We start from the raw sequence: 13,964 nt of genomic DNA on the forward strand, positions 1-13,964 counted from the left end.
AAATTATGCAAGATGCTTATTTTATTACTTCAAGTATAGCAGGTGGAAAGTCAAGCTTTATAAAAATAGTTCAAAATTTAGGTTTTGATACTTTAAGTGCTGACACAATAGCTCACGAGCTTTTGGATAAAAATGCAGATTCTATAGTGAAGCTTTTTAATAATAATGATTTAATCATAGCAGGAAAGATAGATAGAAAAAAACTTGGCGCTATTGTATTTAATGATTTAAACGCTAAAAAAAAGTTAGAAGATTTTTTACATCCTAAAATCAAAGAAAAAATTTTACAAAATACCCAAATTTTAGAGAAAAAAAATAAAGCTTTTTTTATAGAATTGCCTTTATTTTTTGAAAATAATCATTATCAAAATTTAGGTAAAAGCATTTTGATTTATACTCCAAAGGAACTTTTACTTCAAAGACTTATGCAAAGAGATGGTTTAGATAAAAATGAAGCATTAAAAAGGATAAATTTGCAACTTGATATAGAAGAAAAGCTTAAAAAGGCTGATTTTGTGATAAAAAATGATTCTAGTTATGAAATATTTGAAAAAAATGTGCTAAAGTTTTTAAAATACACTCTAAAGGCGTGTGATGAAATTTTATAAGTATTGTGCAAGTGGAAATGATTTTGTGGTTTTTGCAGATAAGGAAAAAAAAGAACGCAGTGAAATAGCTAAAATTCTTTGTAATCGTTATGAGGGTATAGGTGCTGATGGACTTATAGTTATAGTGCCTCATAATAGATTTGATTTTGAATGGGAATTTTATAATTGTGATGGAAGCAAGGCAAATATGTGTGGCAATGGAGCTAGGGCCGCGGCACATTTTGCACACCATTACCTTAAAAAATCGCAATATTTAAATTTTTTAACAGGTGCGGGGCTTATAAAATCTTTTGTTGATGATGATATGGTTGAAATTAAATTAAGTAGTGTAAAAGATGTTAAAGAGCCTTTTGAATATAAAAACAGAACTTGGCAAGGTTGTAATACAGGAGTTCCACATTTGGTTACTTTTGTAGAGTCTTTAGATGAGTTTGATTTAGAATTATGCAAATATATGCGTAAAAGATACAATGCAAATATTAATTTTGTAAAAATAGTAAATGATGAATTTATAAAAGTTAGAACTTTTGAGCGTGGGGTAGAAGATGAAACTTTAGCTTGCGGAACAGGTATGGGAGCTTGTTTTTATCTTGCTTATTTAAAGCAAAAAGTAAAAAATGATATTTTGGTTAAGCCAAAAAGTAATGAAAATTTGTATTTTAGATTAGAAGATGAACAGATATTTTTTAGAGGAAAGGTAAAGTGCTGTTTTGAAGCTGATTATAATTTTACTTAGTAGTATTTTATTCGTGAAAGCGGATTTTATAGCGGGTTTTGATGAGAGTTATTATGCTTTAAGTATAAAAGAAAAACGCGAAGTTTTCATACAAAAAATCAACTCTTTACTAGATATCTCCTTTAAAGAGGTAGAAGCAGAAAGGAAATTCGTAGAGTCTTTTTTCAAGGAAGCTATAAAAAAGAATTTTAGAAATTTAAATTCTAAGGCTATGGAAAAATTATGGTTTTTAAAAGAAAAATATCGCATTAAAAATTTATATGATTTAAAAGAATATCAAACACGCATTCAAAAAGTTCCAAAATCTTTAGCCATAGCTCAAGCTATTATAGAAAGTGCAACTGGTACAAGCCGCTTTGCAAAAGAGGCAAATAATTTGTTTGGTGAATGGACTTGGGGTGAAAAAGGTTTAATTCCTAAAGAAAGAAGTGAAGGTAAAACCCATAAAATTCGTATATTTGATACTTTGCAAGAAAGTGTAGATTCTTATGTGCTTAATCTAAACCGCCATGATGCTTATAAAGAATTTAGAATTTGGAGATGGGATACTATAAGTCAAAATGAAAAACTTGATGGTAAAGAAGCGGCAAATCATTTAGAAAAATATTCAGAAATTAAAAGTAATTACACTAAACTTATTATTTCTATTATCAATCAACATGAGCTTGATAAATTAGATTAATTTCCTAAAGCCCATTCATCAAAAGGTAAAATCATCACGCGAATTCCTTCTATAAAAAATTCATCTCTTTGTGAAAGTGTGATGATGTAAATGGTTGAAAGTGGAAGCTGATTTTTGCTAAGAATTTTTTTTACTTTTAATGTTAGCAAGTCTTTATCTTTGAAAGGTGAGCATAAAAATGCATTTTTAAAGCTCGGTAAGTAAAAATCAAAATGCTTAGTGTAAAAAATTTCTTGCTTGAATTTAAACAGCTCACTTAAAACCAAATTTTCAAATAAAGCACTAAAATCCTTTTGCACACTAAGAGAATTCTTCAAAGAAAAATCCCAAAAATACACTTTTTTTAGATTTTTTTCATAATTTTTTACAAAATACAAAGTATAGTTTGCTTCTAAATTTTCTATACTTTTATATAAAGTATCTTTAGAAATTTTGATGGTTTTTTTTAAAATTTTAAATAATTCATTAACGCTAAATTCATTTCCTAGCTCTAGGGAGATTTGTTTGAGTATATTAAGTTCTAAGGAGCTATAAAAGCTTTTTAGATAAGATGAACCCGTGTTTAAATTGTGATTTAAGATAATATTACGACCCATATGTAAAAAATAACTCATCATGGTTTTAGTATCTATGTATTTTTTATTTAAGCTCAAAAATTCTTCAAAATCTAAATAATCAAGATGAATTTCTTCAAAATGATCTAAATGTAAATTCGAATTATATGTACTTAGTATGATTTGTAAATTTAAATGTTTTAAACTATTAAAATCAAATCCATAGTTAAAATTACAAAGTATTAGAAATTTAATTTGTAGATTGTAAGTTAAAAAAGAATTTAAATAAGTTAAGTCATTAATGTTAAATCTTAAATCATCACAATCAATAAAAAGAATATTTTCACTTTTATATAAAGATAAAAAATTTAAAATAAAATTTTTTTTACCACTTGCAAAACCACCTTTTATAATGATGTTTTTATGAGTTTGAATTTGAAGTTTTCTTTCATTAAATTTTTGAATTTTTGGATAATTATCATAAAAAAATTGTAGAGATTTCATAATTTTCTTTAGTATTTGGTGGAGCATAGCGGGTTCGAACCGCTGACCCCAACGCTGCCAGCGTTGTGCTCTCCCAGCTGAGCTAATGCCCCTTAAATTTTTGAAATAATACTATATTTTTTCTTAGATTTTCTTAATATATAAAAAATATAAACAAATATAATAAAACTTAATTTTATCCTTTTAAAAAGGAAAATAATTTAAAAAAATATATAAAAATCTTGACATATCAAAAGCTCTTTTTATATAATCTCAACATCATTTTATATGGTGGTTAGATTTTTGTATCTAACGAGTTCTTTACAAAGGAAAAAATATGGAAAGAATCAGGCTTAAGCTAAAAGCTTATGACCACAGAGTTCTAGATCGCACAGTTGCAGCAATTGTAGAAGCTGTTAAAAGAACAGGTGCTGACATTAGAGGTCCAGTGCCGATGCCTACAAAAATCAAAAGATATACAGTTTTGAAATCTCCACATATCAACAAAGATTCACGCGAACAATTTGAGATGAGAATTCATGCTCGTATGCTTGATATAGTAGCAGCTACTCCAGATACAGTAGATTCACTCACTAAGCTTGACTTGGCTCCTGAAGTCAATGTTGAAGTAAGAGCTATGGGTAAATAAGGATAGAATATGGAATACATTGTAGAAAAAATTGGTATGAGTAGAACAATTAGCACACCAAGCATTCCTGTAACCTTACTTAAACTTGTTCAAACTAAAGTATGTGAAGTAGAAAATGGGAAAGCTTTAGTTGCTTATGTAAAAGGCAAAACAAATAATAAATGTATTGCTGGTCAGCAAAAAAAATACAATCTTTCAGCAGAATTTAATAGATTTGCTTCTTTAGAAGTAGCAAATACACAAGCAGGTGATATTGATCTTAATCCTTTAAAAGAAGCTTCAATTTTAAAAGTAAGTTTTAATTCTAAAGGTAGAGGTTATAGTGGTGTTGTTAAAAGACATGGTTTTGCTGGTGGTCCTGCAAGTCATGGTTCAAGATTCCACAGAAGACACGGATCGATTGGTAACCGCGAATGGCCAGGTCGTGTTCAACCAGGTATGAAAATGGCAGGACACTATGGTAATGTAAAAGTTACTGTGAAAAATGAAGTAGTATCATTTGATGAAGAAAATGGAATTTTGGTTGTAAAAGGTGCGGTTCCAGGACATAATGGTGCTATGGGTAAAATAAGGATTGCAAAATGAGTAAAGTAACTGTTTTAAATGATAAATTTGAAAAAGCTAGTGAACTCGATCTTCCAGCAAAATATGCAGAAGTTAATCCTCACAACCTTTATTTATATGTAAAATCTTATCTTGCTAGCCTTAGAGCAAACACAGCTCATACTAAAGGTAGAAGCGATGTAAGCGGTGGTGGTAAAAAACCATGGAGACAAAAAGGTCGTGGTGGTGCAAGAGCAGGTTCAACAAGAACGAATGTTTGGGTTGGTGGTGCTGTAGCATTTGGTCCTACAAACAATCGTAACTATTTTCAAAAAGTTAATAAAAAACAAAAACGCTTAGCGCTTGAAAGAGCATTGGCTGATAAAGCACAAAACAATGCATTATTCTCAGTAGATAGTTTAAGCATTGAAAGCGGTAAAACAAAAGATGCAAATGCAGTTATTAAAAAGCTTGGTTTAAAAGATGCTTTAATTGTAAAAGATTTACTAGATGAAAAAACACTTCTTGCTTTTAGAAACTTAGCAAATTGCTATGTAGTTGATATTAGCGAAGTAAATGCTTATTTAGTATCTGTATTTAATGCTGTTATCATTGAAAAAGCAGCGCTTGAATCTATCGTAAAAGAGGGTTAAAATGGCAGATATTACTGATATAAAAACAATACTTTACACTGAAAAAAGCTTAAACCTTCAAGAGCAAGGTGTTGTAGTGATTCAAACTTCTCCAAAAATGACTAAAAATGGTCTAAAAGAAGTTTTAAGAGAATATTTTGGTGTAACTCCAGTAAGAATTAATTCTTTAAAAATGGATGGAAAAGTAAAGCGTTTTAGAGGTCGTGAAGGTCAAAGAAATAGCTTTAAAAAATTCTATGTTAAGCTACCAGAAGGTGTGAGCTTAGAAAGTTCGGAGGCATAAGATGGCAATTAAAACTTATAAACCATATACTCCAAGTAGAAGATACATCACAGGTGTAAGCTCTGATGATATCACAGCAAAAGCTAGTGTGCGTTCATTACTTGTAAAACTTCCAGCTCATGCAGGTCGTAACAATAATGGTAGAATCACAAGCCGTCATAAAGAAGCAGGTGCTAAAAAACTTTACAGAATTATAGATTTTAAAAGAAGAAAATTTGGTATTGAAGGTAAAGTTGAAGCAATCGAGTACGATCCATACAGAAATTGTCGTATTGCATTAATCTCTTATAGAGATGGTGAAAAAAGATACATCTTACAACCAAAAGGTTTAAGTGTTGGTGATGTTGTTTGTGCTGCTGAAAGCGGACTTGACATTAAACCAGGTAATGCAATGAAATTAAGAAACATCCCAGTGGGTACTATCGTACACAATATCGAGTTAAAGCCAGGTAAAGGCGGTCAAATGATCCGTTCAGCAGGTGCTTATGCTCAATTAATGGGTAAAGAAGAAAAGTATGTTATTTTAAGACTTGCAAGTGGTGAAATGAGACAAGTTTTAGCTGAATGTATGGCAAGTATCGGTGAAGTTGGTAATGAAGAATGGTCAAATGTGACTATTGGTAAAGCTGGCAGAAATCGCCATAGAGGTATTCGTCCTCAAACAAGAGGTTCTGCGATGAACCCAGTTGATCACCCGCACGGTGGGGGTGAAGGTAAGAAAAATTCAGGCCGTCATCCAGTTACTCCATGGGGTAAACCAACTAAAGGTGCTAAAACTCGCCGTAAAAAAGCTAGCGATAAGCTAATAATTTCAAGAAGAAAAGGAAAGTAAGATGGCTAGGTCACTAAAAAAAGGTCCTTTTGTTGATGACCATGTAATGAAAAAAGTCATCGCTGCTAAAAAAGCTAACGATGGTAAGCCAATTAAAACTTGGTCAAGACGCAGCACTATTATACCTGATATGATAGGTTTAACTTTTAATGTTCATAATGGAAAAAGCTTTATCCCAGTATATATTACTGAAAATCATATAGGTTATAAATTAGGTGAATTTGCACCTACTAGAACATTTAAGGGTCATAAAGGCTCTGTTCAGAAAAAAATAGGTAAGTAAGGGAGATTTATGAGTAGAGCATTAATTAAATTCATAAGATTATCTCCAACTAAAGCGAGATTGATTGCTAGGGAAGTTCAAGGTATGAATGCAGAGCTTGCATTAGCTAGTTTAAAATTTATGCCAAACAAAGGCGCTAAATTTATAGCAAATGCTATTTCAAGTGCTGTGGCAAATGGCGGATTTGAAGCAAATGAAGTTGTTGTTTCAAGTTGTCGTATTGATGCTGGTGCGGTTTTAAAAAGATTTAGACCAAGAGCTAGGGGAAGTGCTAGTCGTATTAGAAAGCCAACTTCACACATTTTGGTAGAAGTTAGTAAAGTAGAAGCAAGTGCTGAAAAAACTACAAAAGCTAAAAAAGCATCAGTGAAAAAGGAAAGCTAATATGGGACAAAAAGTAAATCCGATTGGTTTAAGACTAGGAATTAATAGAAACTGGGAATCAAGATGGTTTCCTACAAAAGCTAATTTAGCAGAAAATATTGGTGAAGATTATAAAATCAGAACTTTCTTAAAAAGAAAACTTTATTATGCTGGAATTAGCCAAATTCTTGTAGAAAGAACAGCTAAAAAACTTCGTGTTACTGTTGTAGCTGCAAGACCGGGAATTATTATTGGTAAAAAAGGTAGTGATGTTGATGTTCTAAGAAAAGAACTTCAAGATTTAATTAAAAAAGAAATTAATATCAACATCAAAGAAGAAAGAAAAGCAGGTGCTTCAGCTCAACTTGCAGCTGAAAGTGTTGCTACTCAACTTGAAAAAAGAATTGCTTTTAGAAGAGCAATGAAAAAAGTAATTCAAGGGGCGCAAAAAGCAGGTGCTAAAGGGATTAAAGTTTCAGTTTCAGGCCGTTTAGGTGGTGCTGAAATGGCAAGAACAGAATGGTATCTAGAAGGTCGTGTTCCACTTCATACTTTAAGAGCAAAAATCGATTATGGTTTTGCTGAAGCTCATACTACTTATGGAAATATAGGTATTAAAGTGTGGATCTTCAAAGGTGAAGTTTTACAAAAAGGTGTTCAACCTGAAAAAACCGAAGAAAACGCTCCAGCTAAAAAAACTAGAAGAGCAAGAAGAGGTAAATAATCATGTTAATGCCAAAAAGAACAAAATATCGTAAAATGATGAAAGGGCGTAATAGAGGTTATGCCAACAGAGGAACTGAATTTACTTTTGGTGAATTTGCTTTAAAAGCAACTGAAGCTGGTCGTATTAACTCTCGTCAAATCGAAGCAGCTCGTATTGCTTTAACTCGTTTTGTAAAAAGACAAGGTAAAACTTGGATTAGAGTTTTCCCTGATAAACCTTTAACCAAAAAACCTTTAGAAACTCGTATGGGTAAAGGTAAAGGTGCAGTTGAAGAATGGGTAATGAATATTAAACCAGGTCGTATTATTTATGAAATGGCAGGGGTTAATGAAGAGATGGCAAGACAAGCTTTAACTTTAGCTATGCATAAATTGCCATTTAAAACTAAGTTTGTTACAAGAGAGAGCCAAAATGAAATATACTGAGATTAAAGATAAAACAGCAGGTGAGCTTGCAACAATGCTAAAAGAAAAAAAGGTGCTTTTATTTACTTTAAGACAAAAGCTAAAAACAATGCAGCTAACTAATCCTAAAGAAATTAGCGAAGTTAAAAAAGACATTGCTAGAATCAATACTGCAATTAGTGCTTTAAAATAAGGATAGAAAATGGCATTCAAAAGAGAAATTCAAGGCGTTGTTGTTCAAATTGCTGGAGATAAAACAGCAACCATTTTGGTTGAAAGAAAAGTGGTTCACCCAAAATATAGAAAAATCGTAAAACGCTTTAAAAAATATTTAATTCATGATGAAAGAAATGAACTTAAAGTGGGAAATACTGTAGTTGCTATTGAATGCAGACCACTTTCTAAGAGAAAATCATTTCGTTTAAAAACTATAGTATCAGCAGGAGTTGAGTAATGATTCAAAGTTTTACTAGGCTTGCAGTTGCTGATAATAGCGGTGCAAAAGAATTAATGTGTATTAAGGTTTTAGGTGGTAGTAAAAGAAGATATGCTACCGTAGGTGATGTAATTGTTGCATCTGTAAAAAAAGCTTTACCAAATGGTAAAGTAAAAAAAGGTCAAGTAGTAAAAGCGGTTATTGTTAGAACTAAAAAAGAAATTCATAGAGATAATGGTTCTTTGATTCGTTTTGATGAAAATGCAGCAGTTATTCTTGATGCTAAAAGAGAGCCTATCGGAACGCGTATTTTTGGACCAGTAGGTCGTGAAGTAAGATATGGTGGCTTTATGAAAATTGTTTCACTAGCACCGGAGGTGTTGTAATGAAATTAAAAATTAAAAAGAATGATATGGTAAAAGTTATCGCAGGTGATGACAAAGGTAAAACAGGTAAAGTTTTAGCAGTATTTCCTAAAACAAATAAAGTAATTGTTGAGGGTTGTAAAATTGCTAAAAAAGCTGTTAAGCCAAGTGATAAAAATCCAAATGGTGGTTTTATCAATAAAGAAATGCCAATGGATGTTTCAAATGTAGCAAAGGCAGGAGAATAAGATGATGAGATTGAAAGAAAAATACGATCAAAGCATCAAAGCTGCTTTAGTAAAAGAATTTGATATTAAAAATCCTATGCTTATACCTTTTATAGAAAAAGTTGTTATAAGTGTTGGAGCTGGTGAAATGGCTAAAGATCAAAAAGTATTGCAAAATGTTGCAGATACTATTTCTTTAATTGCTGGACAAAAAGCAGTTATTACAAAAGCTAAAAAATCAGTTGCTGGTTTTAAAGTAAGAGAAGGCTTTCCGGTTGGAGTTATGGTAACTTTAAGAAAAAACAATATGTATGCTTTCTTAGATAAACTTATAACCATAGCTTTACCAAGAGTTAAAGATTTTAGAGGTCTTCCAAAAGATGGATTTGATGGAAGAGGAAATTATAATTTCGGTTTAGATGAGCAGTTAATGTTCCCAGAAGTTGAATATGATAAAATTTTAAGAACTCATGGTATGAACATTTCTATCGTAACAACAGCAAAATCAGATAAAGAGGCACAAAAATTATTAGAATTATTTGGTGTGCCATTTGCAAAAGGAAAGTAATATGGCTAAAAAATCAATGATTGCAAAAGCTGCCCGCAAACCTAAATTTAGTGTTAGAGGGTATACTAGATGCCAAATTTGTGGAAGACCACATTCAGTTTATAGAGATTTTGGAATTTGTAGAGTTTGTCTTAGAAAAATGGCAAATGAAGGTTTAATTCCTGGTCTTAAAAAAGCAAGTTGGTAAGAGGAAAGAACCATGATAAATGATTTAATTTCAGATTCACTAACAAGAATTAGAAATGCAGGAATGAGAAGGCTAGAAACTACTCAACTTTTGCATTCTAAAGTTATCGAAGCTTTGCTTGGAATTTTCCAAACTAAAGGCTATATTGAGAGTTTTAATGTTATTGAAGAAAATAAAAAGAAATTCATCAATGTAGTTTTAAAATATGATGAAAAAGGTAAAAGTGTGATTAACGAAGTTAAGCGCATTTCTAAGCCTGGTCGTCGTGTTTATAAAGGTAAAGAAGAGATCAAAAGATTTAAAAATGGTTATGGTACTATTGTGGTAAGCACTTCAAAAGGTGTTTTGGCCAACGATGAAGCTTATAAAGCAGGAGTTGGTGGCGAAGTTTTATGTACCATTTGGTAAGAGTTTCTACTTTTTATGGTATTCGGTATCCATTCTTATAAAGTAGTCATATCGTAGACAAATAAAAAGGAAAAATGAATGTCTCGTATAGGTAAACAACCAGTTGCTATTCCAAATGGAGTAGAAGTAAAATTAGAAGGTAATTTGCTAAAATTTAAAAAAGGAAATTTAGCAAAAGAGCTTGATACAAAAGCAAATGTTAATGTTGAGATTAAAGAAGGACAAATTCTTTTTTCTCCTAAAGGTGAAGATAGACAAAGTAGAGCTTATTGGGGAACATATAGAGCTTTAACTCAAAATATTGTTATCGGTTTAACTGAAGGTTTTAGTAAAACTTTAGAAATCAATGGTGTTGGTTATAAAGCTGCACTAAAAGGTAAAGTTCTTGAACTTGCTTTAGGTTTTTCTCATCCTATCAACTATGCTATTCCAGAAGGTATAGAAATAGTTGTTGATAAAAATAATATCATTATTAAAGGTAGTGATAAACAAGTTGTAGGTCAAGTTGCTGCTCAAATTCGTGAATTTAGACCACCTGAACCTTATAAAGGAAAAGGTGTTAAATATTCTACAGAGCGTATTATCCGCAAAGCTGGTAAAACATCTAAGAAGTAAGGATAGAATATGAGAGCAAATGTATTAAAAAGAAAAATATCTTTAAGAATAAAAAGAAAAAAAAGAATTAGAGCAAAAATTTCAGGAACACAAGCTCTTCCAAGAGTTTCTGTTTTTAAATCAAATAGAACTTTATATATCCAAGCTATCGATGATGTTAAAGCGGTAACTTTAGCAGCAGTTGATGGAAGAAAAATTGGTGTTAAAGCAAATAAAGAAGGTGCTAAAAAAATAGCAGCTGAATTTGCAAAAGTTTTAAAAGCTAAAAATATAGAAGAAGCAGTGTTTGATAGAAATGGTTATTTATACCATGGTGTGATTGCGACTTTAGCGCAAGCACTTAGAGAAAATGGAATCAAACTATAACCCAAAAGGAAGATCGATGGAAAAATATAATAGAGAAGAATTTGAAGAAGTAATCGTCGATATCGGCAGGGTTACTAAGGTTGTAAAAGGTGGTAGAAGATTTAGATTTACTGCTTTAGTTATTGTTGGAAATAGAAAAGGTTTAGTTGGTGTAGGATATGGAAAAGCTAAAGAAGTTCCAGATGCTATAAGAAAAGCAGTTGATGATGCTTTTAAAAATATCGTTGAAGTTAAAACAAAAGGTTCAACTATACCTCATGATGTGGAAGTAAAATATAATGCAAGTAGAATTTTACTTAAACCAGCAAGTGAAGGTACTGGAGTTATCGCAGGTGGTTCAACGCGTCCTATAGTAGAGCTTGCAGGTATTAAAGATATTTTAACTAAATCTTTAGGTTCAAATAATTCAGCAAATGTTGTGCGTGCTACTATCAAAGCACTTACAATGCTTAAAGGATAAGAATATGAATTTAACAAAAGCACCAGGTTCAACACACAAGACTAAAAGAATAGGTCGTGGTCAAGGTAGTGGTATGGGTAAAACTTCTACTAAAGGTGGAAAAGGACAAACTGCTAGAAAAGGTTATAATGAAAAAAGAGGTTTTGAAGGAGGTCAGCAACCGCTTCAAAGAAGATTACCAAAAGTAGGTTTTACTTCTAAATTTGAAAAACCTTATGTGATTAATGTTGAAAAAATCACAGCTATCAAAGAGCTTAGTGAGATTACATTTGAAACTATCAATAGTGTTCATAAGCTTTCAAAAAATATAAATAAAATTAAGCTCATTGGGGCAAGTGCTAAAAATCTTGCTAGTAAAATTAAAGATGAGAAGATTACTTTTAGCGGACAAAAATAATGAATAAAACATTGACAAATAAAATTCTCATCACATTAGCTTTTTTATTTGCTTATAGAATATTAGCTTATGTTCCAGTTCCGGGGGTTAATGTCAGTGTTATCAAGGAATTTTTTGATTCTAATGCATCTAATGCATTAGGCTTGTTTAATATGTTTAGTGGAGGTGCTGCTGAAAGACTCAGTATCATCTCTCTAGGCATTATGCCTTATATTACTGCTTCGATTATTATGGAGCTTTTAGCGGCAACTTTTCCTAATATAGGCAAAATGAAAAAAGAACGCGATGGTATGCAAAAATATATGCAAATCATTCGTTATGCTACTATAGTAATTACTTTGATACAAAGTATAGGCGTTTCTATAGGATTACAAAGTCTTCATGGAAAAGCTGGACAATCTGCAATTATGATTGATATGAATACTTTTATTGCACTTTCTGCTGTTTCTATGCTTGCTGGAACTATGCTTTTAATGTGGATAGGTGAGCAAATCACTCAACGCGGTATAGGAAATGGTATTTCGTTAATTATTTTTGGTGGTATTGTTTCTACAATTCCGAGTGCGATAAGTGGAACAGTAAATTTGGTAAATACAGGTGAGATGAATTTCTTGACTATCATTGCCATTTTAGTTGTAATTTTACTTACTATTTGGGCTATTATAGTGGTAGAGCTTGGAGAAAGAAGAATTCCTATTTCTTATTCAAGAAAAGTAATTATGCAAAATCAAAATAAGCGTATTATGAATTACATACCTATTAAGATTAATTTAAGCGGAGTAATTCCTCCTATTTTTGCAAGTGCTATTTTGATGTTTCCAAGTACTATTTTGCAAACAAGTACAAATGAGTATGTGTTAAAAATTTATGATTTTTTAAATCCAAATGGGTTTTTCTTTCATCTTTTAACTTTTTTACTTGTTATTTTCTTTGCGTATTTTTATGCATCAATTGTATTTAATGCAAAAGATATAGCCGAAAATTTAAAAAGACAAGGTGGTTTTATACCTGGTATTAGACCAGGTGAGGGAACTGCAAATTATCTTAATGAAGTAGCGTCAAGACTTACTCTTTCAGGCTCGATTTATTTAGGGCTTGTGGCTACATTACCATGGCTTATTGTTAAAATGTTTGGTGTGCCTTTTTATTTTGGTGGAACTTCTGTTTTGATTGTAGTTCAAGTAGCACTTGATACAATGAGAAAAATCGAAGCTCAAATTTATATGAACAAATACCAAACTTTAAGTGCAGTAGGTTTATAAGAAAGTAGATTTTCTACTTTCTTCCTTTTGATAAAAGGATTTTAAATGAGACTAGGCGTTTTTGATAGCGGTGTAGGTGGGCTTAGTGTTTTAAAATCTTTACTTCATGCAAAGCTTTTTAAAGAATATATTTATTATGGGGATACTGCAAGGGTTCCTTATGGGGTTAAGGATAAAGAGACTATTATAAAATTTTCCCTAGAAGCTTTAGATTTTTTCAAAGAAAAAAAAGTAGATATGCTTATTATAGCATGCAATACAGTTAGTGCATATGCTTTAGAAATTTTAAAAAAACAAGCACCTTTTCCTGTCCTTGGGGTTATAGAAGCAGGAGTTTTAGCTGTAAAAAATACTTTAAAAAATAAAAACTCTAAAATTTTGGTTATTGCTACAAAAGCTACGGTTGATTCCCATGCTTATAAACAAGCCTTATTAAAAGAAGATTTTTTACAAGTAGAAGAAAAAGCAACAGGATTATTTGTACCTATGGTTGAGGAAGGTATATTTAAAGGATCTTTTTTAAATTCTGCTTTTGAGTATTATTTTAACGATCTTGATTTTAACCCTGATGCTTTAATTTTAGCTTGTACGCATTTCCCTTTAATTGCAGACTCTTTAGGAGAATATTTTGGAGAAAATACAAAATTAATTCATTCAGGTGAAGCTATAGCTTTGCAATTGCAGCAAGAATTTAAATTAATGTCAATCCAAGAAGAAGCTAGTGTAAAATTTTATGCATCGAGTGATGTAAAAAATTTAAAAAAAATTGCAAAATTATGGCTTTAAACTAAATATTTACTAATTTTGTAAATTATTAATAATTTATTTTTATTTAAACATAGTTGCATTATAATCTTTATCATTTCCAATGAA

26 protein-coding genes and 1 tRNA gene are annotated in these 13,964 nt (G+C 31.1%); 25 read left to right on the forward strand and 2 right to left on the reverse strand.

The window, feature by feature from the left end; translation table 11 throughout:
- The first annotated feature begins 5 nt into the window (after positions 1 to 5).
- From coaE to CARM_RS00135, 3 genes are read left to right on the forward strand one after another with little or no spacing between them, the layout of a single operon-like run.
- Positions 6 to 608: a dephospho-CoA kinase gene (gene coaE, locus CARM_RS00125; protein ID WP_139426389.1), complete on the forward strand. Its 603-nt coding sequence runs from the start codon at positions 6 to 8 to the stop codon at positions 606 to 608.
- Complete coding sequence (dapF, locus tag CARM_RS00130; protein ID WP_139426387.1) at positions 595 to 1,344, forward strand: diaminopimelate epimerase; 750 nt, start codon at positions 595 to 597, stop codon at positions 1,342 to 1,344. Before coaE ends, dapF begins: the two co-directional genes overlap by 14 nt.
- Positions 1,319 to 2,026, forward strand: a complete 708-nt coding sequence (locus tag CARM_RS00135) for a glucosaminidase domain-containing protein (RefSeq protein ID WP_139426385.1) — start codon at positions 1,319 to 1,321, stop codon at positions 2,024 to 2,026. The genes dapF and CARM_RS00135 overlap by 26 nt, the downstream gene beginning before the upstream one ends.
- Here the strand turns inward: CARM_RS00135 and CARM_RS00140 are convergent.
- Together CARM_RS00140 and CARM_RS00145 are read right to left on the reverse strand one after the other, a co-directional pair.
- The gene (locus tag CARM_RS00140; RefSeq protein WP_139426383.1) at positions 2,023 to 3,084 is read right to left on the reverse strand and encodes an ATP-binding protein; all 1,062 of its coding nucleotides are present in this window, start codon (positions 3,082 to 3,084) and stop codon (positions 2,023 to 2,025) included. The genes CARM_RS00135 and CARM_RS00140 overlap by 4 nt on opposite strands.
- Positions 3,085 to 3,100: 16 nt before the next feature.
- Positions 3,101 to 3,176 (reverse strand) — tRNA-Ala (locus tag CARM_RS00145).
- A 224-nt stretch (positions 3,177 to 3,400) separates the two neighbouring features.
- Here CARM_RS00145 and rpsJ point away from each other — a divergent pair.
- The 22 genes from rpsJ (at position 3,401) to murI (ending at position 13,877) form a co-directional block, all read left to right on the forward strand.
- Positions 3,401 to 3,712: a 30S ribosomal protein S10 gene (rpsJ, locus tag CARM_RS00150; RefSeq protein WP_012660810.1), complete on the forward strand. Its 312-nt coding sequence runs from the start codon at positions 3,401 to 3,403 to the stop codon at positions 3,710 to 3,712.
- Between the two features lie 9 nt (positions 3,713 to 3,721).
- Positions 3,722 to 4,297, forward strand: a complete 576-nt coding sequence (rplC, locus tag CARM_RS00155) for a 50S ribosomal protein L3 (protein ID WP_139426381.1) — start codon at positions 3,722 to 3,724, stop codon at positions 4,295 to 4,297.
- Positions 4,294 to 4,908, forward strand: coding sequence for a 50S ribosomal protein L4 (gene rplD / locus CARM_RS00160; protein ID WP_039617137.1), 615 nt, complete (start codon positions 4,294 to 4,296; stop codon positions 4,906 to 4,908). Before rplC ends, rplD begins: the two co-directional genes overlap by 4 nt.
- A gap of 1 nt (position 4,909) precedes the next feature.
- Positions 4,910 to 5,191 carry a 50S ribosomal protein L23 gene (locus CARM_RS00165; protein WP_039617139.1) on the forward strand — a complete coding sequence of 94 codons (282 nt, stop codon included), beginning with the start codon at positions 4,910 to 4,912 and terminating at the stop codon, positions 5,189 to 5,191.
- Position 5,192: 1 nt separating this feature from the next.
- A complete protein-coding gene (gene rplB, locus CARM_RS00170) occupies positions 5,193 to 6,023 on the forward strand; it encodes a 50S ribosomal protein L2 (RefSeq protein ID WP_039617141.1) in 831 nt (276 codons plus the stop codon).
- 1 nt (position 6,024) lies between these two features.
- Positions 6,025 to 6,306 carry a 30S ribosomal protein S19 gene (rpsS, locus tag CARM_RS00175; RefSeq protein ID WP_039664929.1) on the forward strand — a complete coding sequence of 94 codons (282 nt, stop codon included), beginning with the start codon at positions 6,025 to 6,027 and terminating at the stop codon, positions 6,304 to 6,306.
- A gap of 9 nt (positions 6,307 to 6,315) precedes the next feature.
- Positions 6,316 to 6,690, forward strand: coding sequence for a 50S ribosomal protein L22 (gene rplV, locus CARM_RS00180; protein ID WP_139426379.1), 375 nt, complete (start codon positions 6,316 to 6,318; stop codon positions 6,688 to 6,690).
- Position 6,691: 1 nt separating this feature from the next.
- Entirely contained in the window at positions 6,692 to 7,393 is a 702-nt protein-coding gene (rpsC, locus tag CARM_RS00185) for a 30S ribosomal protein S3 (RefSeq protein ID WP_139426377.1), read from the forward strand.
- A gap of 2 nt (positions 7,394 to 7,395) precedes the next feature.
- Positions 7,396 to 7,821, forward strand: a complete 426-nt coding sequence (gene rplP, locus CARM_RS00190) for a 50S ribosomal protein L16 (RefSeq protein ID WP_039666381.1) — start codon at positions 7,396 to 7,398, stop codon at positions 7,819 to 7,821.
- Positions 7,808 to 7,993 carry a 50S ribosomal protein L29 gene (gene rpmC, locus CARM_RS00195; RefSeq protein WP_012660819.1) on the forward strand — a complete coding sequence of 62 codons (186 nt, stop codon included), beginning with the start codon at positions 7,808 to 7,810 and terminating at the stop codon, positions 7,991 to 7,993. Before rplP ends, rpmC begins: the two co-directional genes overlap by 14 nt.
- A gap of 9 nt (positions 7,994 to 8,002) precedes the next feature.
- Positions 8,003 to 8,254 carry a 30S ribosomal protein S17 gene (gene rpsQ, locus CARM_RS00200; RefSeq protein WP_039617148.1) on the forward strand — a complete coding sequence of 84 codons (252 nt, stop codon included), beginning with the start codon at positions 8,003 to 8,005 and terminating at the stop codon, positions 8,252 to 8,254.
- Complete coding sequence (rplN, locus tag CARM_RS00205; protein ID WP_012660821.1) at positions 8,254 to 8,622, forward strand: 50S ribosomal protein L14; 369 nt, start codon at positions 8,254 to 8,256, stop codon at positions 8,620 to 8,622. The genes rpsQ and rplN overlap by 1 nt, the downstream gene beginning before the upstream one ends.
- A complete protein-coding gene (gene rplX, locus CARM_RS00210; RefSeq protein WP_139426375.1) occupies positions 8,622 to 8,849 on the forward strand; it encodes a 50S ribosomal protein L24 in 228 nt (75 codons plus the stop codon). Before rplN ends, rplX begins: the two co-directional genes overlap by 1 nt.
- Before the next feature lies 1 nt (position 8,850).
- Positions 8,851 to 9,396: a 50S ribosomal protein L5 gene (gene rplE, locus CARM_RS00215; RefSeq protein ID WP_139426373.1), complete on the forward strand. Its 546-nt coding sequence runs from the start codon at positions 8,851 to 8,853 to the stop codon at positions 9,394 to 9,396.
- Position 9,397: 1 nt separating this feature from the next.
- A complete protein-coding gene (locus CARM_RS00220; protein WP_012660824.1) occupies positions 9,398 to 9,583 on the forward strand; it encodes a type Z 30S ribosomal protein S14 in 186 nt (61 codons plus the stop codon).
- A gap of 12 nt (positions 9,584 to 9,595) precedes the next feature.
- Entirely contained in the window at positions 9,596 to 9,991 is a 396-nt protein-coding gene (gene rpsH, locus CARM_RS00225; RefSeq protein ID WP_139426371.1) for a 30S ribosomal protein S8, read from the forward strand.
- A gap of 78 nt (positions 9,992 to 10,069) precedes the next feature.
- On the forward strand, positions 10,070 to 10,606 hold the full coding sequence (rplF, locus tag CARM_RS00230; RefSeq protein ID WP_139426369.1) for a 50S ribosomal protein L6: 537 nt from the start codon (positions 10,070 to 10,072) through the stop codon (positions 10,604 to 10,606).
- Between the two features lie 9 nt (positions 10,607 to 10,615).
- On the forward strand, positions 10,616 to 10,972 hold the full coding sequence (gene rplR, locus CARM_RS00235) for a 50S ribosomal protein L18 (RefSeq protein ID WP_139426367.1): 357 nt from the start codon (positions 10,616 to 10,618) through the stop codon (positions 10,970 to 10,972).
- Between the two features lie 16 nt (positions 10,973 to 10,988).
- The gene (gene rpsE / locus CARM_RS00240) at positions 10,989 to 11,432 is read left to right on the forward strand and encodes a 30S ribosomal protein S5 (protein ID WP_039617161.1); all 444 of its coding nucleotides are present in this window, start codon (positions 10,989 to 10,991) and stop codon (positions 11,430 to 11,432) included.
- 4 nt (positions 11,433 to 11,436) lie between these two features.
- Complete coding sequence (gene rplO, locus CARM_RS00245; protein WP_139426365.1) at positions 11,437 to 11,829, forward strand: 50S ribosomal protein L15; 393 nt, start codon at positions 11,437 to 11,439, stop codon at positions 11,827 to 11,829.
- Positions 11,829 to 13,091, forward strand: coding sequence for a preprotein translocase subunit SecY (gene secY / locus CARM_RS00250; RefSeq protein WP_139426363.1), 1,263 nt, complete (start codon positions 11,829 to 11,831; stop codon positions 13,089 to 13,091). The genes rplO and secY overlap by 1 nt, the downstream gene beginning before the upstream one ends.
- Before the next feature lie 45 nt (positions 13,092 to 13,136).
- Entirely contained in the window at positions 13,137 to 13,877 is a 741-nt protein-coding gene (murI, locus tag CARM_RS00255) for a glutamate racemase (RefSeq protein ID WP_139426361.1), read from the forward strand.
- Positions 13,878 to 13,964 lie beyond the last annotated feature (87 nt).

Origin of the sequence: Campylobacter armoricus (genome assembly GCF_013372105.1) — a bacterium.
Lineage (GTDB): Bacteria > Campylobacterota > Campylobacteria > Campylobacterales > Campylobacteraceae > Campylobacter_D > Campylobacter_D armoricus.